This window comes from Dorea sp. AGR2135 (genome assembly GCF_000420885.1).
GTDB lineage: Bacteria > Bacillota > Clostridia > Lachnospirales > Lachnospiraceae > Dorea > Dorea formicigenerans.
Map to the genome: position 1 here is coordinate 60,452 of NZ_ATVU01000004.1, position 23,568 is coordinate 84,019.

Consider the following 23,568-nt stretch of genomic DNA (forward strand, 5'->3'; position numbering starts at 1 on the left):
CGGAAGGAGGAATAAGGTTATGGCTCGATTGGAAGATATAAGAGGTCTTGCAGAAGCACATGCATCCAGTATCAGCAGTTCGCCCAGGGACTGGATGAACTATCTGGATACCGCAGCCAGATTATACCGATACCCATTTATGGATCAGCTTCTGATTCATGCACAGCGTCCACAGGCAACTGCCTGTGCGTCGCTGGAATTATGGAATCAAAAAATGTTCCGGTGGGTAAACAGAGGGGCAAAAGGAATTGCCCTTATAGATGAAACCACGCAGAAAACAAGACTTCGATATGTATTCGATGTTCAGGATACCCATATGGTAAATGGTGGAAGAACACCGTATCTGTGGAAACTACAGGAAGAACAGCAGGAAGAGGTATTGCTTCACCTGGAAGAAGTTTATGGATTGGAAGCGAAAGATACGAAAAATCTTTCTGACGCTTTGATGGCAACCGCTAGGTATATGGTGGAGGAAAATCTGGAGGAGTATCTGGATGGTCTGTTGTATGTGACAGAGGGAACCTATCTGGAAGAACTGGAGGAAGATACCATCCGCAGTGAGTTCCGAAGTCTGTTGACGGACAGCATTTATTATACACTTGCTTCCAGATGCGGACTTGATCCAATGGAACGGCAGGAGGAAATGGATTTTGTACATATTACAGATTACAATTGCCTCTCTGTGCTGACATTCATTGGAAATGCCACAAGCAGAGCGAGTGAATCAGTTCTGGTGGATATTGGAAGATATGTACATCGCATTTCATTAGAAGAAATGAAAAAAGGTATTGAAAATTCAGAAGAAAGGAATTATAATAACTTTAACACGTTAATTCGTGAAAGCAAAGAAAACAACGATACTATTACAGAAAAAGAATATTCACAGGAAAATGAAGGAGGAAATGAGTATGGCACTGACATATCATCGAAAAGGGGATTATCTGTTTCCAAACCTGACAATTCAGGAAACAGAAGCACAGATCGGGAAATACGGAATGTTGCGGAGGACATTTCTGAAGGAGTACAAGAACAGCCTGTACCAGAGCCTGTTGCTGACCGGGAAATTGAACAGCCATCTGGAGGAGATCGAGAAAGCGGCACAGGAGAGATTGGAAGTACTGATGGAGAAACTGTTGGAGAAGAATCCGGCACCGTCGAAAGAGGAGAACCCGATGGCGTGGGCAGCACATATGAACAGTCTGACGGCAACAGCGGAAGAGAGCATCTTGACGGAATTGGTATACAGTTAATTGAAGATACAAGTGAAGATCAGTTAAGTAAAGCAGAGGAAGAAATTGCCTCTGCTTTATCTTTGCCAAAACTTCCGTCTGTAAATGAACAGAAACGAGAAATTGAAAACAGAGTAGCTGCCCTTTATGCAGGAGAGATTGCCATTCCAAGTGAAGTGGTCGATGAGGTTTTAAGAACCGGAGGAAACCGAAGTAAGAGCCAGCTTCGTATTATCTATAATTTTATGAGCGAACAGACACCGGAGGAATATACGGAGTTTGTGAAGCGGGAGTATGGGACTGGTGGAAAAGGCTTTGAAATCAATGGTATGGAGTATTCGGTCTGGTTTGATGAAACCGGATTGCAGATTGCAGTAGGACATACGGTTACAGATCAGATTCTGGATAAGGTGTTTTTATCCTGGGAAGATGTGAGTGGACGTATCCATCAGCTTTTGAAACAGGGTGAATATGCACCGCAGTCTGTACTCGATGTTGCAAGGGAGAACGCAGTAAAGGAACATGCCCAGGCACTTGCCTATATGAAAGCGGATATGGCAGAGGGTGTAGCGGAACTTGTTTTTGATGAAGAGGATTTACCATATCTTCGCAGTATTTATCCGGAAATAACAGATTATCTGGAAGAAAAGTTGTCAGATTCACAGTGGCTGTCAGATATGAATGAGCGTCTGGAAGGACTGGCAATGGCTTATGAGGAAGATAGAAGCATTATGCGGTTCCGTACCTATAACCCAGTCAGAATATCCAGTCAGTTCCAGAAATTTGCAGTAGAAGTGGTTCCATACAGTGCAAGGGATGGCTTTACATGGCAGGAACATAAGGTGTTTATTACTCAGGATGAAATAGACGCTTTTCTTGCCGGTGGAGGCCCTTATTCTGATGGCAGGCTTTCTACCTATTCGTTTTATCTTCTGAATGAAGATGATAAAGCGAGAACAGATTTTATTAAGGAAAAATACGGTACAGGTGGTTGTAGCCACGCTTTATGTGGTGCAGATAATTCCCATGCAGATTATGACGGAAAAGGGTTGAAACTGGAGAGAGGAACCTATGGGAATCCAGATACTTCGGTGTTGCTTCCCTGGGCAAAAGTGGCGAAAAGAGTCGGTTATCTGATTGATAATCAACAGTTTTTACATTCTGCTGATTATTCCCGTATGCCAGATTATGAAAGGGAACGAATTGCAGGGAAAGTGATCAGCTTTTATGCAAGACTGCCAGAAGAAATTGAGCGTCCATTTAAACAGGATTTCTTCAATGAAGAAGCAAAAAAAGAATTACCTGCTATGCTGAATGATTCGGAACAGGCACAGAAACTGTTACAGGCGATGGACGATGCACTGGCAATGCTGCCATTGGATTTTGAATCAGTAAATGAAACTTATGAGAAGAAATTACAGCTTTTAACAGAAGTACATCAGTATGTGGAGGGCAGCTATACGATTTTCCCGGCACAGGAAGTAGCAGAGCAGACGGAAGGTTTGACAGGATACCAGATGTCTTTATTTGACATTATGAGTAATTCTGAACCAGAGGAAATTACGGAAGAACCGGAAGTAGAAGAATCAGCTGCAGAAGTGGAAGAGATACAAAATGAAGAACCAGAGGCAGATCCGCATATGTCCTTTGAAGAAGCAAAAGAATTGTGGGAAGATGGCTTTTATGAGGATGATTATGTATTAAAAAGTCGTGTAGGCGAACTGATCTATGACAGTATGGATACAGTTGGAAAATCTGTAGAGGATTTTTCCGAGGAACAGATGGCTGTTATCCGAAAGCTGGCTGAACAGGAGCGTATGTTAGAACCAGTACTGAATCCAGACTTTTCACCGGAACAGATACAGTTGGTTTCTGACATTTCAGAAAAAATCTGGAATGATAATGACAGATGGCAGGAGGATATGATCGAGCCATATACAGATCATGTCATGAATCCAGAAGAAATTACCAGAGTACGACAGGAACTGGATTTACAAGAATCAGAATCTGAGCCGGAATCTGTAATTGTACAGGAACAGTGGGACGAGAATGTATTTGAATATCAGGGGTATCATTTTGAAGCAGTGGGGATTCTTCCGCAAGGTCTGGAAGGGAAAGAACTGGTAAACCAGACAAGAGGAAATACAGAATTGCACTTGACTACCTACGAGCGAGAAGATGATATTTTATATTCCTATGCAGGATTCTACGAAGCGAGTGGTTCATCAAAAGCTGATATTTTCCGGTGTATGGAAACCGGACGAAATTATATTCCAGGGGAGAACGAACTGTTTGGCTATGAGGGAGAATTTTTACCATATCTGCAGAATGAACAGGTGCAGGAACAGGAACCTCATAATTTCCATATTACAGACGATGACCTTGGTGCTGGCGGTCCGAAAGCAAAGTTTAAAGCAAATATGGAAGCTATCCGGCTGCTGAAGGAACTGGAACAGGAGCAGAGATTAGCAACATCGGAAGAACAGGAAGTGTTGTCAAGATATGTTGGATGGGGCGGTATTCCACAGGCTTTTGAAGAAAGAAACAGTGCCTGGGCAGAGGAATACACGCAGTTAAAAGGAGTCCTCACGCCAGAAGAATACAGTGCAGCAAGGGCATCAACGTTGAATGCCTTTTATACTTCTCCGACGGTTATCAAGGCTATGTATGAAGCACTTGGAAATATGGGACTGAAACAGGGAAATATCCTGGAGCCATCCTGTGGAGTTGGTAACTTTATGGGACTTTTACCGGAAAGCATGAGTGCTGCAAATATGTACGGCGTGGAGCTTGATCCGGTTTCCGGGCAGATCGCGAAACAGCTTTACCAGAAGAACAGGATTGCAGTACAGGGATTTGAGGAAACCAGTTACCCGGACAGTTTTTTTGACTGTGTGATTGGAAATGTACCGTTTGGGGCATATCAGGTCAGTGACCGCAAGTATGACAGATACCATTTTATGATTCATGATTATTTTATTGCAAAATCCTTAGACCTGGTACGTCCGGGAGGAGTGGTGGCAGTTGTTACATCAAGCGGTACAATGGATAAACAGAATCCGGAAGTCCGACAGTATTTTGCAAACCGGGCAGATCTGCTAGGGGCAATCCGCTTACCGAACAATGCTTTCCAGAGAAATGCCAATACCAGTGTGGTTGCGGATATTCTGTTTTTCCAGAAAAGGGACAGGGCTGCAATCACAGAGCCAGACTGGGTACAGTTAAAAACCACGTCAGAAGGCTATACAGTCAATTCCTATTTTGCAGATCATCCGAAAATGGTGCTTGGGGATTTCACAACAGAAAGTACCCAGTACGGAAAACAGGAAGTGACGGTAAAGGCAAAAGAGGGAGCAGATCTGGCAGAGCAGTTAAAAGAAGCGGTAAAGCATATCCAGGGAACTATTACAGAGCAGGAGATTTCGGATACGGAATTGGAAGAAAAGGTGGTATCCATACCGGCAGATCCGAACATTAAGAACTTCAGCTTTGCACTTGTCGGAGAGAATATTTATTACAGGGAAAATTCTGCTATGAATAAGATGGAACTTCCCGTTGTGACAGGCGAACGTGTCAGAGGTATGGTTGCCATCCGGGATGCAACAAACAGGCTTTTGGAACGGCAGTTGGATGAATGCAGTGATGAAGAGGTTGCCAGCTTACAGGCTGAGTTGAATCAGGTTTATGACAGTTTTACTGCCAAGTATGGACTACTCAGCAGCAATGCAAATAAAAGAGCGTTCAGCATGGACAGCAGCTATTGCCTTTTGACTTCCCTTGAATTTCTGGATGAAAAGGGCGAGTTGAAGCGGAAAGCAGACATATTTACGAAAAGGACGATCCGCAGGGCAGAGCCGGTAACATCGGTAGATACTGCAAGTGAGGCACTGGCGGTATCTATAGGGGAAAAGGCGAAAGTGGATATTCCTTATATGATGGAGCTTACAGGGAAAACAGAGGAAGAGGTCACAGAGGAGCTTACAGGTGTTATCTTCAAAAATCCGCTTACAGATAAATGGGAGCCATCCGACGAGTATCTTTCCGGGAATGTCAGGGAGAAGCTGAACGTTGCAAGGCAGTTTGCAGAAAACCATCCGGAATATATGGTCAATGTGCAGGCACTGGAACGGGTACAGCCGAAAGACCTGGATGCTTCCGAGATTGAAGCAAGGCTTGGTGCAACATGGATTTCTCCGGACTATATTACAGAGTTCATGGCAGAAACATTCCATACACCACGACACCATATCAATTATGAGCGTATTAAAGTGCAGTATGCGGAAGTGACTGGACAGTGGAATGTAAAGGGAAAGAATGTGGATAGCAGCAATAATCCACTTTCCACATCAACTTATGGAACACAGAGGGCAAATGCTTATCGCTTGTTGGAGGATGCACTGAATCTGCGTGACACAAAAATTTATGACACAATACATGATGCGGATGGGGAACACCGGGTACTGAACCGAAAAGAAACTACTCTGGCGCAGCAGAAGCAGGAACTGATCCGGGAGGAATTTAAAGAGTGGATTTTTAAGGATATGAGCCGACGGGAAACGCTCTGCAAAATTTATAATGAACGGTTTAACAGTGTAAGACCAAGAGAATATGATGGCAGTCATATCCAGTTTGTCGGAATGAATCCGGAAATTAAGCTGATGGAGCATCAGAAAAATGCAGTGGCACATATCCTTTATGGAAATAATACACTGCTCGCACACTGCGTAGGTGCAGGTAAGACATTCCAGATGATCGCAGCCGGTATGGAGAGCAAGCGTCTGGGACTGGCACAAAAGAGCCTTTATGTGGTTCCAAACCATTTACTGGAACAGTGGGGAAGTGATTTTTTACGCTTATATCCGGGAGCAAATATTCTGGTGGCAACGAAGAAAGACTTTGAACCGGCAAACAGAAAACGGTTCTGTTCCAGAATCGCAACAGGGGATTATGATGCGGTCATTATTGGACACAGCCAGTTCGAGAAAATCCCGCTTTCCAGGGAAAGACAGATTGCATTGCTGGAAGATCAGATTGCAGATATTACATTTTCTATTGAATCAGCAAAGACGCAGGTCGGGGAGCAGTATACCGTTAAACAGATGGAAAAGACGAAGAAAACCCTGAAAGCAAAACTGGAAAAATTAAATGACCAGACACGAAAGGATGATGTTGTGACTTTTGAGCAGTTAGGCGTGGACAGGCTGTTTGTGGACGAGTCACATTATTACAAAAATCTTTTTTTATACACTAAAATGCGGAATGTGGCAGGCATTTCACAGACCGATGCACAGAAAAGTTCAGATATGTTTATGAAATGCAGGTACATGGATGAGATTACCGGGGGAAAAGGAATCACGTTTGCAACGGGAACACCCGTATCAAACAGTATGACCGAATTATACACCATTATGAGATACCTCCAGTATGATACTTTAATGAATATGGGAATGGGACATTTTGATTCGTGGGCAGCGACTTTTGGAGAAACAGTTACAGCAATCGAATTGTCACCGGAAGGGACGGGCTATCGTGCAAAAACACGATTTGCCCGTTTTTTTAATCTTCCGGAACTGATTTCCATATTTAAGGAAACAGCAGATATTCAGACTGCGGACATGTTGAATCTTCCTGTACCGGAAGCAGAATATATCAATGAAGTATTAAAACCGAGCGATGAGCAGAAAGAAATGGTGGAAGCATTTTCAGAACGTGCAGAGCAGGTTAGGGGAGGTGCGGTAGATCCAAGGGTAGATAACATGCTCAAAATTACCAATGATGGAAGAAAATGTGCATTAGACCAGAGGCTTTTAAATGATATGCTGCCAGATGCAGGGGAAAGCAAGGTAAATGCCTGCGTGGAGAATGCTTTCCAGGTATGGGAGGACGGAAAAGATACACAGGCTACCCAGCTGATTTTCTGTGACCTCAGCACACCGAAAACTGACGGAACATTCAATGTTTATGATGATGTGAGAAATAAGCTGGTGGAACGGGGAATCCCGAAAGAGCAGATCGCATTTATCCATGAGTACAATACGGAGGTGAAAAAAGCGGAGCTGTTTGCAAAGGTGCGGGCCGGGCAGGTAAGAATCTTGATGGGTTCCACTCCAAAACTCGGTGCTGGTACCAACGTCCAGGACAGACTACTTGCACTGCATCATCTGGACTGCCCTTGGGTGCGACTTGAAGTCGCATAGATAATTGTTTAACAACGAAATATTGATTAAACCCGCTATTCCGTTAGCGGTAGCCTAGTGCCACCTGCATCAGAAGCAATGACGGTGTTGGGAAGCTGGCATGACAAAGTAGCCCTCCACGTAAGTGGTAAAGCCGAAGCCGTGAGGCAGAAGCGAATCTGCGAGCATCAATGCGGTTAGGGAGCAAGGCTTGAGTAGTATGGCTAACATACGTGAACTGTTAATTAAACATCGTAAAGTCCAAAGAGCCAAAGATGCTGATAGGCTCCAGCCCAAAATGGGAAGCGGTCGGTTAATCCTCTCCATGGTAGGATTACACGGATAGAAGCACCGCCGGTGGATGAGACAGAGCCTAACCTACTCGTTGTTATCTATGTGAAACAAGGTAAGCCTGTATTTCTCCTGTTTTTTTTACAGGAAAGTTTTCCGTAAGGAAAACCGATAGAAGTGCAGGTATGGGATTGTAGAAAAAGCGAATGCCATTCTGTAATGGAATGGATAGGGGTTCAAGATTTGCCCTAACCCGAAAGGGTGCAGACTTCTACGGTAGGTAATTCTTTACAAGAAACTTATAGAACTTTTGAAAGGAGCAAAGCAAATGAACGTTAATCAAACAACGTGTGCGGCTACTGACCATGAGTTTGCATGGAAATCTATTGACTGGAAGAAATGTGAAGCACAGGTTAAAAAGCTACAAGAACGTATTGTAAAGGCTAGAAAAGAAGGCAGACACGGCAAAGTACAGGCTTTGCAGTGGACGCTGACACATTCTTTTGCGGCGAAAGCGATTGCTGTAAAAAGAGTGACAACTAACGAAGGTAAGAAAACATCTGGAGTAGACGGAGTTTTATGGTCTACTGACAAAGCAAAGTATGAAGCTGTTCTGGATTTAAAGAGGAACGGTTATAAGCCACAGCCATTACGCAGAGTATTTATTAAGAAAGCGAATGGAAAGCTGCGTCCACTAGGGATACCAACAATGAAAGACAGAGCAATGCAGGCGTTATATTTGATGGCACTTGAACCGCTTGCAGAAATGACAGCGGATGCACATTCTTATGGATTCAGAAAAGAAAGATGCTGTCAGGATGCAATTCAGCAATGCCATACGGTTCTATCACATGGATATTCTCCGCAATGGATTTTAGAAGGAGATATTAAAGGGTGTTTTGACCATATCAGCCATGATTGGCTGCTTGCAAATATTCCAACGGATAAAGTGATATTGAAGAAATGGTTAAAATGCGGAGTTATCTTTAAGGGGGAATTGTTCAAAACCGAAGAAGGAACGATGCAGGGTGGAATTATTTCACCAACACTTGCAAACATGACATTGGACGGTATTCAGCCGATTCTTGCACAGAAATACAAACGCATCTGCCGTAAAGGAAAGCATTATTCTCCTATGGTAAATCTGGTGCGTTATGCAGATGACTTCATCATCACAAGTGCAGAAAAAGAAGTTTTGGAAAGAGAAATTAAACCAATGCTGGTTGAGTTTCTTGCGGAAAGAGGACTGGAATTATCGGAGGAAAAAACGGTTATCACACACATTGGTGACGGATTTGATTTTCTTGGCTTTAACATCAGAAAGTTTAAAGGCGTTCTGTTAACACAACCGTCAAAGAAATGTGTAAAGAAATTTTTAGATGGAATCCGCTATACGATAGATAGTAATAAATCTTGCAAGCAGGAAACATTGATAAGGCTCTTAAATCCAAAGATAACAGGGTGGGCGAATTATTACAGGTGCGGAGCGTCATCAAAGACATTCCAAAGAGTGGATGACCAGATATTCCGCAAATTGTGGCAGTGGGCGAAAAGACGACATCCGAAAAAGGGAAAACCTTGGGTTTTAAAGAAATATTTCCACCACTATAAGAACAGGAATTGGCGATTTTTAGTTGTCTTAAACAAAAATGGAAAAGAGGATATTTTCCCATTAAAGCTGGCATTTGAGACGAAAATTATGCGACATAAAAAGATTGTCAGTGAAGCCAATCCTTTTGATAGAGAATGGAAGGAGTATTTTGAAGAACGGATGACGTATAAGATGCTAATGTCCCTCAAGGGGAGAAAATCTTTGCTTTATATGTGGAATAAGCAGGAGAGGAAGTGTCCGATATGTGGGCAAGAGATTACTGCTGAAACACAATGGAATGTACGAGAAAAGAAAGTAAGCGGTCAGACTGTCCGTTATCTTGTGCATGATAAGTGTTACAAACAAAACCGTTAGTTGACTAGCCGGCATCTATATTGGTAGATGCTTTGAATTGCTTGAGCCGTGTGAGGGGAAACTCTCACGCACGGTTCTTAGAGGGGAAGGCGGTAGTAATACCGCTGACCTACTCGACAAACCGTCAGATCTGGAACAGCAGGAGGGACGTATTCTCAGGCAGGGAAACCAGAATGACAAGGTAAAAATCTTCCGGTATGTAACGGAAAATACGTTTGATTCGTACATGTGGCAGATTCTGGAAAACAAGCAGAAGTTTATTTCACAGATCATGACCAGTAAATCCCCGGTGCGTGCCTGTGAAGATGTAGATGATACAGCCCTGTCCTATGCAGAGATCAAAGCACTGGCAACAGGAAACGAGTACATCAAAGAAAAAATGGATCTGGATGTGCAGGTAAGTAAACTGAAACTTCTGAAAGCAAACCACACCAGTCAGATCTATCGTCTGGAATCGGATATTGCAAAGCGGTATCCGGTACAGATTGCAGCATTGAAGGAGAAAATTGCCGGTATGCGTGTGGATGCAGATGTGGTAAAAGAAGTAGATTTACAGGATAATGACCACTTTGCAATGACAGTCGGTGGAAAGCTGTATACCGATAAAAAGGAAGCGGGAGTTGCACTCATTTCAGCAGCATCCGGTTTGAAGTCCGTAAAATCAGCCGGGCAGATTGGAGAATATCATGGTTTTGCACTTTCTTCAGAATATAATTTCCTGTCGAATACTTATACCATGACGATCAAGGGAAAATGTTCTTATAAGATTGAGTTCGGAAAGGATACTCTGGGCAATATCCAGAGGATTCATAATGCACTTTCTGCAATCGGGAAAAAGCTGGCAGATACCGAGCAGAATCTGGAAACGGTACAACAGCAGTTAAAGACTGCACAGGAAGAGGTACAGAAGCCATTCCCGAAAGAAGCGGAACTGAGTGAAAAAATGGAACGTCTGGCAGAATTAAATGCCATGCTCAACATGGATGAGAAAGGGGGAGAAAATCTTCTGGCAGATGAGGGCATCGGGGAAAACCCGGAAGTAAACGTGCCAGAGGAACGTCAGGACAGAATCGCAGACAGTGTTCATAAAACGTCTGTTCTGGAAAGACTAAAAGAACAGAAACAGCAGGAGCAGACAGGCGAAACACAGCAGAAACCAAAAAAGAAACACGAACAGGAGTTATAAAGGATATCCCGTCAGAGTGACCAGAGCTTTGGCGGGATTTTTCTATGGAGGATTTGATTATGGCAAACAGAGAAGAACAGTTAAAGCAGATTACAGAGCAGTTGGAACAGGGTGTTGCAGAAATATTCACATCAGAAAAATATACGGAATATCTGAACACAATGGCAAAGTTCCATAATTACAGTTTCAATAATACATTGCTGATCGCCATGCAAAAACCGGAAGCAACACTGGTAGCGGGGTATCAGGCATGGCAGAAGAAATTTAACCGGCAGGTAAAAAGGGGAGAAAAAGGCATCCAGATTATTGCCCCGGCTCCATATAAAGAGAAACAGGAGATTGAAAAGACTGATCCGGAAACAGGAGAGATTGTGATTGGGAAAGATGGACAGCCGGAAACAGAAGTAATAGAGCGTGTTATTACAAAATTCCGGGTCACGACAGTATTTGATGTCAGCCAGACCACAGGAGAACCAATTCCAGAATTTGAGGTATCAGAACTGGAGGGGGATATTCTGATCTACCATGATTTTATGGAAGCATTAAAAAGGGTTGCCCCGGTTCCTATCCGCTTTCTTGAGATTGATGGGGAGGCGAAAGGCTTTTATCAGCTTGTCGATAAATATATTGCTATCCAGCCTGGCATGAGTGAAGCACAGACCATGAAAACAGCGGTGCATGAAACGGCACATGCAGTATTGCATGATCGTGACCAGATGGAAGCGGAGGGCATTGTAAAAGACCAGCTTACAAGGGAAGTGGAAGCTGAAAGTGTTGCTTATGTGGTATGCAACCATTTTGGACTGGATACATCAGAGTATTCCTTTTCCTATATTGCGAGCTGGTCTTCCGGTAAAAATATGAAAGAGCTTCGTGCTTCTATGGACACCATTCGTAAGACTTCTGCTGATATGATCGGACAGATTGAGGAAAAACTCAAGGAACTTCAGGTCGAAAGACCAGAGCAGGAAGTAACTGTTGTGGAGCAGATAGAAGAATTGAGTGCCATGCAGTATGCGGAGCAGACCATCAACCGGCTTGAACAGGAACGGACGATTTTCAGTAATGACCAGAGGAACCTTATCGTGAATTTTGCTTATAGACTGGATAATAGGGAAGCAACGGAAAAACTGGCAGAGAGCCTTGCTGAATCTATTCTGGATGGAAACAGAGAAGCGGTACTAAAACTGATTGGAGAAGCGGAGAAACAGATTGACAGTCTGCCGGATTCGATGATCGGTTTATCAGAATTGCATGAAGCCGGATTTTATTCAGAAAGTATGCTTCCGCTTACCAGGGAACGGGCAGTGGAATTGCACCATGAGGGAGTAACGGTTTATGGACTGACCGGAGCAGTTGGCGGTCAGGAACAGTTGCAAAGAATTATGAATCTGGAACTGGATATTTTACAGCATGACGGATTATTCGGAGTGACGAAATTTGAATGGGAAAATTACCGGAGAAGTCAGGAAACGGTTATGACACCGGAAGAAAAAGCAAAAATCAAAGAAACACTTCTTTTAGAAAGTGATGGAAACCGCTATGGAATTTACCAGATCAACAGTAGACAGGAAGAAAGAGGGTATCAGTTTTTAAGTCTGGAAGCGGCAAAAGAAATGGGATTTACCGTAGATGGCAAAGACTATCAGATGGTTTACAGTGAAAGACTGAGAGAGGCTACGACACTGGATAATCTCTTTGAGCGTTTTAATATAGAACGACCAAACGATTTTACCGGGCATTCCATGTCAGTCAGTGATGTGATCATTATGAACCGGGGCGGCAGATTAACCGCATACTATGTAGATTCTTTTGGATTTACAGAACTGCCGGACTTTGTAGCACAGAGAGCTGAAATGTTAAATGCCAATCCAGTAAAAGCATATCCGGAAGTTTATATGGGAACTTTGGAAAAGGCTATGCAGGAGAGAAATGTAGATGCTTACCTGGATTCCAGAAAACTGAACATTGACTGTAAAAATGCAATTGAACAGGCAATCACAGAGGGATTCGATGGTATGCGTTTAAATCCAGATGCTGCAGTAGGCGTGTTTGAAAAATACGGGGAAGAACGGGTTGCATTTGTTCTGGCAAATACATTGAAACAGCTTTCCTATGATGGAAGATTTTCTGATGGCAATAAACGGTGGGCAGATGGCATTGATATTCCGGAAAATATCAGTCGGGGAATGGATCTGAACAGGGACTATATTGTGAGCAGCCATCCGGCAGTCCTAAATGGTTTTATTGACATGGCAAGAAACGAAATCCGCACCCGGAAATTGGAAAAAGTGCTTGGTGTAAAAAATCAGCATATCACTGAAACTACAAGAGGGTATGAAGCAGAAGGACATACAGGCACCTGGTATGCGATGGATATGAAAACATATCATGGGGAGCGATTCTTCCAGATGCGAAATGAGGAATACGGTCAGGACGTGGCAGATATTATCGTATCGGAAAATGGGACACTGGTGGCAGAGGACATCTGGCATGGATTTGATGAAGGAGCCAGGGAAGCTATTTCAGAATATCTGGAAGAAAATGGTGCAACGGTGTATGACCTGATAGATCTTCCAGACCAGGCAACAGTCATCTTAGCAGACGGAACAGTTATGAAAATCATGGAACAGCAGCCAATCAGTACAGATACATGGGAGCCGACACTGATCGGACAGAATCTGCGGGGTGAAGAACAGAAATTCAGCTTTTTCGAGATACATAAAGTCAGAGAAAATAATGGCATTGACCTGAAAATGCCAGAAAATCATTATATTGACCAATATTATGTGATCGAAGATCTGGCAGCAAAAGGTGGGATGAAGATCGAGCGATATAAGGATTTGGGAGCTGCCCTTGGAGCATATTACTCTCTGCCTAATCATAAAATGAAAGCTCTTGGAATTGAAAATACAGCACCGTTGCGAGGTAGTCTTGATTTTATTCAGTGTAAGAATGGAATAGATACATTGATTTATGATTGCCAGGAAGTGGAAGGATGGCTGAATCCGCAGATATACAATACTTTTAAAGAAATAGGAAACAGTCTGGCAGTGCATGATACAGAGATAGCATACCAGATTGGAGATCAGTATTTTACAATTCAGACGGTAGAAGATGGTTATGATTATACATTCTATGATAAAGATTATCTGGAACTGGATGGCGGCGTTTATGATGATCCGACTATTTCTATTACTGAAGCAATGGAGAATATTTTGGAAGAGGATGGACTTTCGATAGAAGATGCAAGCGTGATGGATTATGAAGAAATGTATGCAGAAATTGAATATGCAGAAGAAGAGAGACTGGAGAAGATACAATTTGAACGTACTTGCCCAAAGGCTTTTTTTGATGGTTATGACAGGGAAGCGGCATTAAAAAGTTATGAGGGAATAACCGTACAATTTAAAATGTCTGGTATGTATTTAACAGTGCAACCGACGGAGGATGGCTATAAATACCTGGTTTATGATCAGGAACTTCATGAAATTTCAGGAGATGCCTGTGGGAATCCAGAAGATTCTATTCAGAAAGCAATGTATGCCAGCTTGAAAAATGAAGGATTGGAAGATGTTGAATGTGTAAAAGTTGATGACAGGGAGTTTCGGGATAAGGTAATCAGTCATTCTAAAGAAGTGCTGGCCAGTGGAGATGTTCGATTCACTTCGGAACTTGGCAGATGTGAAACAGCATTGAATGGGATGGACAGGGCAGAAATTGAATATGAAGTTTTATTTCATGCAAGAGCTGTTCTGGAAGAAATGGGACTGGAAAATGAAGTTACATTGATTGGGGCGAGAGTACATGGTTCCAGAAGCAGAGATGACCTGTATCGTGCGGATTCTGATCTTGATGTGGTGCTTTCTTATCGAGGAAATATTCGAGAGGATAGTTTTTTTAATGAATTGAATTCGTATGGTATGGCAATAGCAGGCATTAAAGTAGACATTAACCCAATCTTAGAAGAAAGAATTACTTTGGCAGAGTATATAAAGGAATCGGAAGCCTATCTTGATCAGCAGGAAATCAGGAAACTCGCAGTGGACTTGGATAATTTTAGTTACGAGTATGATACTTATGAATATAAGGATACTGTTGAAAATAGGGACGAACAGGTCGAGAAAATCACAGAAGATATTTTGCACAGGGAGACAGCTGGTTTAAAAGACTGGCTGACTGAGGTGTCAAAAGAATCGAATATAGACAGTGATGTAATTACTGCCCGGTCATTACTTTCACGTCTGGAAAATGCAGAAACACTCTCTATTTTTACTAGACCGTTAGAGCAGGAGCAGACAGAAGCCACGATCACTTTTTATGTTGCAGAGTGCATGGAATTTCCAGTTATGGGTGAGTACCACGAAAATCTTACTTTGGAAGAAGCCTTACACATTTATGAAACCATTCCCGCTGAACGTATGAATGGGATAAAAGGTGTTGGATTTGAACTGCACGATGGAAGTGATTATGACGGACCGTATGATCTTATGCGACTTGGAAAAGTTGACAGGGAAGGAGTGGAGATGATTAAACACTATAAGGAAAGTCCATTAGTTCAGAAAGCAATGGATGATGTGGAAAAATATTTTGCCAGGAAGCAGGAACTTACAAAAAGAACAGAACAGGCAGTTGGAGATAAGCCTATACAGAAAGATAATGTTTCACATCCAAAGAGCAGAAAAGAATCTGTTCTTCAGGCACTCCGGGAACGTCAGGCAAAAATAAAAGAGCAGGAACAGACTGTAACGAAAGAAAAATCCAGAACACATAAGAAGGGAGAGGTGTCATTATGATGGTAAGATTTGAGGAAGATGAATATATTGCTGTTGCGATTTTTGATGCGGGTGACAGGATTCAAACAATGAATGCTATGGATGAAATTTTTTCCTATCTGGATGAAGATATGAAGTATCTGATATTTACAACAATCCAGAAGCTGTATTATCTTAGCGATGAAGGATACAAAGAGCTGGAAAGAACCGTAGAGATTTATAAAGCAGACTTGGAGGTGGATGGAGAATGAGTAGAAGTCAGTTTGCAGTTTATCAGTTAAAAAAGAAGCCGGAATTGAGAAACCTTCTTTTCCGTACCTATGAAGAACTTGCACAGGATCAGATTCCTGTGCAGGTGAAAAATTATGAACAGGTGTATCTTGGAACAATGAAATCGGGAGAAACGCCAGAGCAGATAAAAAAGGAGCTGGAGAAGAAACAACCACATAATTATAAAGGTCATGCAATCAATACCAGTGACGTGATGATCTTGAATGATAATGGTATCATGACTGTTTACTATGTAAATAAAGATGCTTTTATAGAGATTTCTGATTTTATGAAAGTTGCATCTTCGGAAAACGGTGGACTTACGAAGGATACGGTTGGCTATGAAATAGAGGGAAAAGACGGATCATGGGAAGTAATAGATTATCTGCTGGTAGAAGGCAAGAATTATTTCCTTATGGAACATGAGCAGTATGGGAAAGATGTTGCGTATGTAGTCTTGAACCAGGATGGCAAAGTGATTGTAGATAGCACATATAATGGATTTGATGATGCGGTAAAACAGAAGATTCTTGATTCTCTGCATCCGCCGGTGCAGGAACAGACAGGAAATAGTAAACCGAAACTGGATAACTGGCAGAAGTATCTGGAAAATGGGGAATACCTGAGAAGTGCGGAAATTACAGAGGAAGCAAATTACAATATGATTGACGGACTTAAAAATAATGCAGCACCGAAAGAGAAAAAGAATCGTCCCAAAGAATCTATCCTTGCAAAATTGAACGAGAAAAAGGAAGAAGTCGCAAGGCGCAGTGGACAGAAAGCTATGCAGCAGGTAATGGGACAAGATATGGAACGTACAAAAAAATAAAAATGAGAAGCTGGTCACTTTGTTGTGGCTGGCTTCTTTTTTCACATATAAAAAGACTGGCCAGTGACGAATGCTTCGGTTAAGGCTAGTCTTTGTAGTGCGTTGCAATATCTTCAATTTTACAATCCAGAATATTACAGAGTGTATTGATGGTGTTCATACTGACACCCTCATTATTCTGCAAGCGGTGTATCAGGGACTTACTGAAATGGTATTCTTTATGAAGTGTGTACTTTGTAATACCTCTTTCCTGCATGGTAAGCCACAATTTATCATATTTAATCAACGGCTATCTCCACCTTTTTCTTGTCTTTCCCTCATTATAGGGTTAAGATAGAAAGTAACAAAGGTTCTGTTTTCGGAACCCATATCTATGAGGAGGAGATGGATTGAAAAAGCAGAGAACAAAAGGAATTGTACTGGTAGTCGTTTGCTTTATATGCGTGATGTGCATATGTAGTGGATTTCATAAAGCACAGTCGGAGGAACTTTCGGAGATTCCAGATGCAGTTAATAGTACGAGATTTAACACTACGGAACATTTAACGGTTGTAGCAAATCAAGAGGAAATTGCTGATAAAGAGGAACTGGCAAAACAGATTATAAAAATGTGCCGGGAAAATTCTTTTCAGTCTATAAAGTTTTCGTATGATATGGTATACCCGACAGAATTACAGATTAGTGTATATAAGACAGAAAAAGACCTTAACGATAATAAGCAATTCTGTGAGATAGCGTATTTATTAGATGAAGAAAATGGGGAATATGATATTATCCACAACCCTGAAAAATTTATATTATATGTAGATGGAGAAAAGGTAGAATAAAGAAATAGAGGTTTGCTTCCCTGGCTTTATGGAAGAACCTCTATTTTTTATGAAAGAAGTTGGTTATGATTTTTCTTGTGTATGTTCACGCTGGCGATTTTGAACTTGTGAGGTTCCAAGAATAATATCTACATTGGAACATACTGTGCGGAGTTCTCGTTCATATTCACGCCGGGCATTAAAATCCTCACGTTGCACTGCCTGTAATTCTGTTAAGCGATTCTTTTCTTCACGCAGCATTTTTAATGTAGGAAGTTTATTGCCCTGTGATTTTTCTTTGAGTATTCGGAGGGCAGATTCATAGAGTGTAAGTTCTGCCCGGTGATCATCGTAAAATTTTTCTTTGTTCCGACTTTTGCGGTAATCAGAATATATGGATTTATTGGCAAGATACTGTCCGGTATAATGAATCTGTTCATTGACATTCTTCAAAGTATCCTCTGTGGTTTTGAGAGTATTTCTGGCATCAGTGCTTTGAGCAGAGGCATCGGAAAGAGCTGCATCTAAATCTTCTTTGGATTGAAAGCCATGCTCCTGTATATAGGCAACTGTCTGAGCCATCATTTTCAGGTTAGACAGTTTTACTTTTTGAGCATACGCCTGACTTTGCTGTGCTTTAATACAATGTTGCAAATCTGTTACCAACCGCAAATCAGATTTTATAAAGAGGAAAGTATGTGGAGCTTCGGCAGTTGTAGCAGTGTGGGGAGAAACTGGTTGAGTTAAGGAATTAACAACTTGGGAAATATCAGGAACTGGATTTTTAGTAATCTGTGCGGTAGAATTTTCCTGAAATATTTGCAGAAGATGTTTTTCCTCATAAAGTGTACCAAGGCTTCTTCCAGTAATGTATTTACTGCGGTTGGGATGCAGGTAGCTGTATCTGCCACGACTGACTTTGAATGTAATATTATATTTTTTGGACAGCAATCTGGAAAATTCTTCTTGCGATGTTGCCTGTGAAGCAACCGTATCAATCGCATCACGAAGATATTGCTTCTCGGTTTGAAAAGTAGTCTGCCTTGGAGTCAGTCCTTTTTTTTCAAGTTCTGTATTGTGTTTATCGAGATTTTTCTGTCCTCTGCGTTTTGCCCAGTACTCTTTTTCAGATATTTTCCTTTCCGCAGGTGTTAGAAGGTCTACCTGGTTCAACCCATTGGCGGTACACATATCCATGACTTTTTGCTTCAAATAGATTCGGTATCTATCGGAAAGATGATGTTTATATCCAGCTTTGGAATCCCGGTCAAATTCCATATAGGGCTGAGGCTCAGTGTCATATTTGCGTATGCTGTTGATTACGATATGCACATGAATATTGCCACTGCCATTATGACCGTCAGTGTGGGTACAGACAAGTGCCTGGTGTCCGGGAAAGTTCTTTTTGGCATATTCTACGCCAAGCTGCTGTGCCAGTTCTCCGGTCAATCCATGTTCGTCCCGGTCTTTAGGATCGAAGCTGATGATATAGTGGTGGGACTTAATTTCATTGTAAGATTGGTTCTTATGAAAATAAGCATTTGTTTCCTGACATTCTGCTGCAAAGGTAAATGGATCGCAGTTTATACCGTCAAGGTAATATTCCTCACGAATGAGCATATGACCGTTTTCATCAAGAATGGGTTTCTGCGTATATTCGTCATGCTGAAAAATCAGATAACGTTCAGCTTCTCCATAATCTGCATTTTTACTTGCGATATGTTTCAGTATTGCCATGAAAGTCACCTGCCATTTCCATTACCTTATATTTCATTTCGTATAAATCTCGAAGTCGCTTATTTATTTCTCCACGCATTTCTTGAGAAAGAATGCCGCCCTGGTTAAAATATTTTGCAATCTGATTGAGGTTGCTGCCTATCTTTCCAAACTCTGCGAGCAGTTTCTTTATTTCTGGAACATCAGCAACTATTTCAATTTTGGTCTGTACTTTTCCTTTTAAAACTTGTGTTCGCACATAAGAAGCCAATGACATATTAGCTTGTTTGGCGGCAGTTTCGATAATTGAAAATTCTGTTTCAGTGAAACGAACGGTAATACGATGGTTACGATACATTTCTTCCTTTTTTGGTCTTGCCATATTTTTAATCCTCCAGTTGTTTTTGTAAGTAAAATTCACAGTCTGCTGTGAAAGTTAAGTAATAAAAAATTATTACGCTGTGACCATGCAAATGGGAACCAATGAAACAATCATTGATTGTGCTTGAGGGTATGGGGAGCAAAATCCCCATCAAGTTGCCTGCTGTCAGAATCCGGGAACCGGGTTTCTGGCAGCCAGGGCGAAACTTGCTCTAAGAAAGAAATCCCTCTACTAATAAGGCTTTGGAAAGCCTGTTTACCAACCCTCAAAATGAAAAAAATAAAAAAACACGAAATGCAGGTTGGTAAATACCCTCTGCCGAGCTTTATAGGTAGAAGTAATTTTTTCCGGGAGGTGTAAAAATGGCAGAGAAAGAATTACCAACACCAGAAGAAATGCAGGAGATGGCAGAGATAGATATTAGAACGGTAGACACAAGCAGTCTGGTAGATATAGAGCAGGTGCAGATACAAACAGAACTGCCACAGGAGGAACGGATTGCAGATTATATTAGGCAGATTAAAAATCCGTATTGCTATATCTCCCATGGAGTAGCGGTAAAAATAAGTTTTACTGGAAAATGTACACTGGAAGAAAGCCTGAGCAGGTGTATCTCGTTATGAAAATGAAGAAAAACAGGATGGAAAGAAATTTAAAAAGAATGAAAAAAGGTATAGCAGTGAGCCAGAAGTTATGTTAATATGGTGTTGGGTCAAAATTTAAAAGCATTCAAGAAGCCATGAATTTCTTGGTTTACACTGCCGGATGGCATAGTAAATTAGGAGGTTGATGGCTTTATGTATTTCAATCAAAAGTCTATATTAGCAGCGGACTATCTCAGACTCTCCAGAGAAGACGGAGATAAATTGGAAAGTGATAGTATCCGCAATCAAAGAAGTCTGATTAACGATTTTGTAAAACAGCACCCAGAGATCACGTTGGTCGATGAATATGTTGATGATGGTTACAGTGGAACAAATTTTGAACGTCCTGCATTTAAGCGATTGCTTGAGGATGTGAAGAAAAAGAAAATCAACTGTATTATCGTCAAGGATTTATCCAGACTGGGAAGAAACTATATTGAAACAGGAAGATACCTAGAAAAGATATTTCCGTTTCTTGGAGTAAGGTTTATTGCAGTTACAGATCATTATGACAGTGCAGCAGAATCGGATGATGCAGACCAGATCATTGTTCCTTTTAAGAATCTGATAAATGATGCTTATTGCAGGGACATCTCAATTAAAATCCGAAGTCAGTTAGATGTAAAAAGAAAAAATGGACAGTTTATTGGCAGCTTTGCCGGGTATGGCTATCAGAAAGATCCAGAGAATAAAAATCATCTCATTATAGATGAATATGCAGCAGATATAGTCCGATATATTTTCAATCTGAAAATGGACGGTTACAGTCCTCAAAGGATTGCAGAGAAGCTGAATGAAATGGGAGTGCTTCCACCAATGGAATATAAACGAAGCTGTGGTATGAATTATAATAGTGGATTTCGTTCAGGAGCCAAGCCTAAATGGGCGGTCACAACTGTAAATCGCATTTTGACAAATGAGTTATATACAGGAACAATGGTTCAGGGAAAGAATCGTAAAATCAACTATAAAGTAAAAGAGTGCAGACCAGTAGCAGAAGAAAACTGGATTCGTGTAGAGAAAACGCATGAAGCGATTATTGCAGAGGAAATATTTCAGTATGTACAGTCATTGATGGAACTGGATACTCGCACAGCACCAGAGGAAGAATCCGTATATATTTTTTCGGGATTTTTGCGCTGTGGAGATTGCGGGCAGAACATGGTGAAGAGAAGCACAACAAAAAATGGAAAGCGGTATTATTACTACCATTGTTCTACATATAAAAACGGAGATGGATGCAGTTCACATCTGATTAGTGAAAAGACGGTTCATAAAGTTGTTTTGGATGCTATACAAAGGCAGATTGCCTTATTGGTAAATGCGGAGAATATCATTCAGAACAGTGGAATGAAAAATTATAAAAAGACAGAACTGGATTCACTGGAAAAGCAGTTGGTGGTTCTGCATGAGGAAGTAGAGAAGTATAAAGATTTAAAAACCCGGTTGTATCAGGATATGTTAGATAACATTGTGACGAGAGAAGAATACCATGAGTATAATCGGAGATTTACAGACAAGCTGCATAATGCGGAAAAAGCAGAACGTGAATTAGAGCAGAGGAAAGAAAAGGTATCTGCGGAGGGAAAACGGGAACACCCTTGGATTGAGGATTTCAAGTATTATCAGAATATTACACAGCTTGATCGTAAAGCGGTAGTTACTCTGATTGATAAAATCATTGTGTATGGAAAAGACCGTCTGGAAATTTGCTTTAAGTATGCAGACGAAATACAGGAAATGACGGAAGCAGCTCAGAATATTCGGGAAATGGAAGAAAGGGAAGGTAGATTTAAATGCGGTGCGTAAGTTATACAAGGACTACATCGTGCAAAAATACAAAGAAAATTCCATCAGATATTATCCAACAGCAGAATGAACATATTCAGAACTATATACAATCACATGGTTGGAAGCTGGTAGCAAAATACAGTGACCGGAAAAAGGATGAAAATGAAAATACAGCTTTTGAAGAAATGACGGCAGATGGGATTAACCGTAAATTTGATATGGTGGTAGTAGATAGTGTTGACCGTTGCGGAAAATATATTTCCTGTGCGGAAGATGTACTGGTTAAAACATTCTTTCCGGCGGGACTTCACTTTGCGATAGTACAGAGCGATTTTTGCAGTATTGGAAAAAGCAGGGAAGAAATAGACGAGTATTTCAGAAAAGAGAAAATTGCGGTACAGGTAAAGAGTATGCGTGAATATGCGATTCGTGAACAGGTAGAGGGATATTATACAGTTCACGATGAAAAATATGGATACATACTTTCAGAAGATAGAAAAGAATTAATTGTCGAGGAAGAGGCTGCGAAGATTGTACGGGAGATATTTCAAATGACATTGGCAGAAATCTCTATAAAAAAGATAGTAGCCATTCTGAATGAGCGAGGAGAAGAATCTCCAATGGTACATAATGCGAGAGTGGGGCATAAGCACTGGCCGCATTATGAAAATAAGTGGAGCGAAGGTGCTTTGCGGAGGATTTTAGAGTGTACAGCATATGATGGCTATTGGCAGAAAACAATCAACGGAGAAGTTTGTACGCTTTCAATAACACCAATACTAGATGAAGGAGTTTTTGAACAGGCTAGAAGACTTATTAAAAGTCGAACAACTACAGATAATATCATAGGTGGGAAGCCGGGGCCATATGTAAGAAAAATCTATGATGAAGCAACTGGAAAGCCGTTGTACCTGAGAAATTTCCGAAGTGGTGACGTTGCTTTTGTGTTCAATCCGCAGATGAGTGAATTACCAAAGAAAAGAAAAATTTATATAGAAGAAGCTAAGGTTACAGAGGCAGTAAAAAATGCAATTTCTCTGGAAATGGATATGGCTGAAAAAATGAAAGCATATTTGCAGACAGAAAAAATGCAACAGCTATTACAGAAAGAGACTCAGCAATATTCAGAAAAGGCATGGATGATATTCCAGGAAATGGAGCAGGTAGAGAAAGACCGTATTCCTTTATATGAAAAATTCCGGGACTATGAGATTGGTCAGACAGAATATCAGGAGAAAAAAGAAGAAATACAGGCGCAGTTGCAAATGTATGAAAACGATTTTGAAGGACTGATGGACAGGCTTGCAAATATGAAAAAGGCTTATAGCGAGGAAAATGAATGGATAAAAACATTTCAAAGGGAAGAGTTACCGGAGAAGCTGGAAAGTCAACATGTTAAAAAATGGGTAGATAAAATAATTGTTTCAGATTTAAGAGATGTGCATGTATACCTGACAATGCAGAACTGGAAGAATTATTTTCCAGAAGAATGGATGGAGGAATAGCA

At 41.2% G+C, this 23,568-nt stretch carries 13 protein-coding genes; 10 read left to right on the plus strand and 3 right to left on the minus strand.

Going from position 1 to position 23,568, the window contains the following annotated elements; genetic code table 11:
- Positions 1-19: 19 nt before the first annotated feature.
- The 6 genes from G593_RS21695 to G593_RS0103995 all read left to right on the plus strand — a co-directional run bounded on the left by G593_RS21695 (position 20) and on the right by G593_RS0103995 (position 16,722).
- Positions 20-7,426 carry an Eco57I restriction-modification methylase domain-containing protein gene (locus tag G593_RS21695; protein ID WP_330360787.1) on the plus strand — a complete coding sequence of 2,469 codons (7,407 nt, stop codon included), beginning with the start codon at positions 20-22 and terminating at the stop codon, positions 7,424-7,426.
- A gap of 598 nt (positions 7,427-8,024) precedes the next feature.
- Positions 8,025-9,662, plus strand: a complete 1,638-nt coding sequence (gene ltrA, locus G593_RS0103975) for a group II intron reverse transcriptase/maturase (protein ID WP_029730846.1) — start codon at positions 8,025-8,027, stop codon at positions 9,660-9,662.
- A gap of 37 nt (positions 9,663-9,699) precedes the next feature.
- Positions 9,700-10,848: a hypothetical protein gene (locus G593_RS0103980; RefSeq protein WP_330360788.1), complete on the plus strand. Its 1,149-nt coding sequence runs from the start codon at positions 9,700-9,702 to the stop codon at positions 10,846-10,848.
- Between the two features lie 59 nt (positions 10,849-10,907).
- Positions 10,908-15,644 (plus strand): DUF3849 domain-containing protein, encoded by a 4,737-nt coding sequence (locus G593_RS0103985; protein WP_029730848.1) that lies wholly within the window; start codon positions 10,908-10,910, stop codon positions 15,642-15,644.
- Positions 15,641-15,874: a transposon-transfer assisting family protein gene (locus G593_RS0103990; protein ID WP_029730849.1), complete on the plus strand. Its 234-nt coding sequence runs from the start codon at positions 15,641-15,643 to the stop codon at positions 15,872-15,874. The genes G593_RS0103985 and G593_RS0103990 overlap by 4 nt, the downstream gene beginning before the upstream one ends.
- Positions 15,871-16,722 carry a YodL domain-containing protein gene (locus tag G593_RS0103995; protein WP_029730850.1) on the plus strand — a complete coding sequence of 284 codons (852 nt, stop codon included), beginning with the start codon at positions 15,871-15,873 and terminating at the stop codon, positions 16,720-16,722. Before G593_RS0103990 ends, G593_RS0103995 begins: the two co-directional genes overlap by 4 nt.
- 85 nt (positions 16,723-16,807) lie before the next feature.
- Here the strand turns inward: G593_RS0103995 and G593_RS0104000 are convergent, their stop codons facing one another.
- Positions 16,808-17,008, minus strand: a complete 201-nt coding sequence (locus tag G593_RS0104000; protein WP_029730851.1) for a helix-turn-helix domain-containing protein — start codon at positions 17,006-17,008, stop codon at positions 16,808-16,810.
- Positions 17,009-17,111: 103 nt separating this feature from the next.
- Between G593_RS0104000 and G593_RS0104005 the strand changes: the two genes are divergently transcribed.
- Positions 17,112-17,549, plus strand: a complete 438-nt coding sequence (locus G593_RS0104005) for a hypothetical protein (RefSeq protein ID WP_049946455.1) — start codon at positions 17,112-17,114, stop codon at positions 17,547-17,549.
- Between the two features lie 63 nt (positions 17,550-17,612).
- On the opposite strand, the gene G593_RS0104010 is transcribed toward G593_RS0104005, so the two are convergent.
- Entirely contained in the window at positions 17,613-19,265 is a 1,653-nt protein-coding gene (locus tag G593_RS0104010) for a relaxase/mobilization nuclease domain-containing protein (protein ID WP_029730853.1), read from the minus strand.
- Positions 19,237-19,626, minus strand: a complete 390-nt coding sequence (locus G593_RS0104015; protein ID WP_029730854.1) for a plasmid mobilization protein — start codon at positions 19,624-19,626, stop codon at positions 19,237-19,239. The genes G593_RS0104010 and G593_RS0104015 overlap by 29 nt, the downstream gene beginning before the upstream one ends.
- Before the next feature lie 362 nt (positions 19,627-19,988).
- Here G593_RS0104015 and G593_RS0104020 point away from each other — a divergent pair, with 362 nt between their 5' ends.
- The 3 genes from G593_RS0104020 (at position 19,989) to G593_RS0104035 (ending at position 23,566) form a co-directional block, all read left to right on the plus strand.
- Positions 19,989-20,249 carry a DUF6870 family protein gene (locus tag G593_RS0104020; protein ID WP_044994015.1) on the plus strand — a complete coding sequence of 87 codons (261 nt, stop codon included), beginning with the start codon at positions 19,989-19,991 and terminating at the stop codon, positions 20,247-20,249.
- A 174-nt stretch (positions 20,250-20,423) separates the two neighbouring features.
- Positions 20,424-22,079 (plus strand): recombinase family protein, encoded by a 1,656-nt coding sequence (locus tag G593_RS0104030; protein WP_029730856.1) that lies wholly within the window; start codon positions 20,424-20,426, stop codon positions 22,077-22,079.
- Positions 22,067-23,566 (plus strand): recombinase family protein, encoded by a 1,500-nt coding sequence (locus G593_RS0104035; RefSeq protein WP_029730857.1) that lies wholly within the window; start codon positions 22,067-22,069, stop codon positions 23,564-23,566. The genes G593_RS0104030 and G593_RS0104035 overlap by 13 nt, the downstream gene beginning before the upstream one ends.
- The last annotated feature ends 2 nt before the right edge of the window (positions 23,567-23,568 follow it).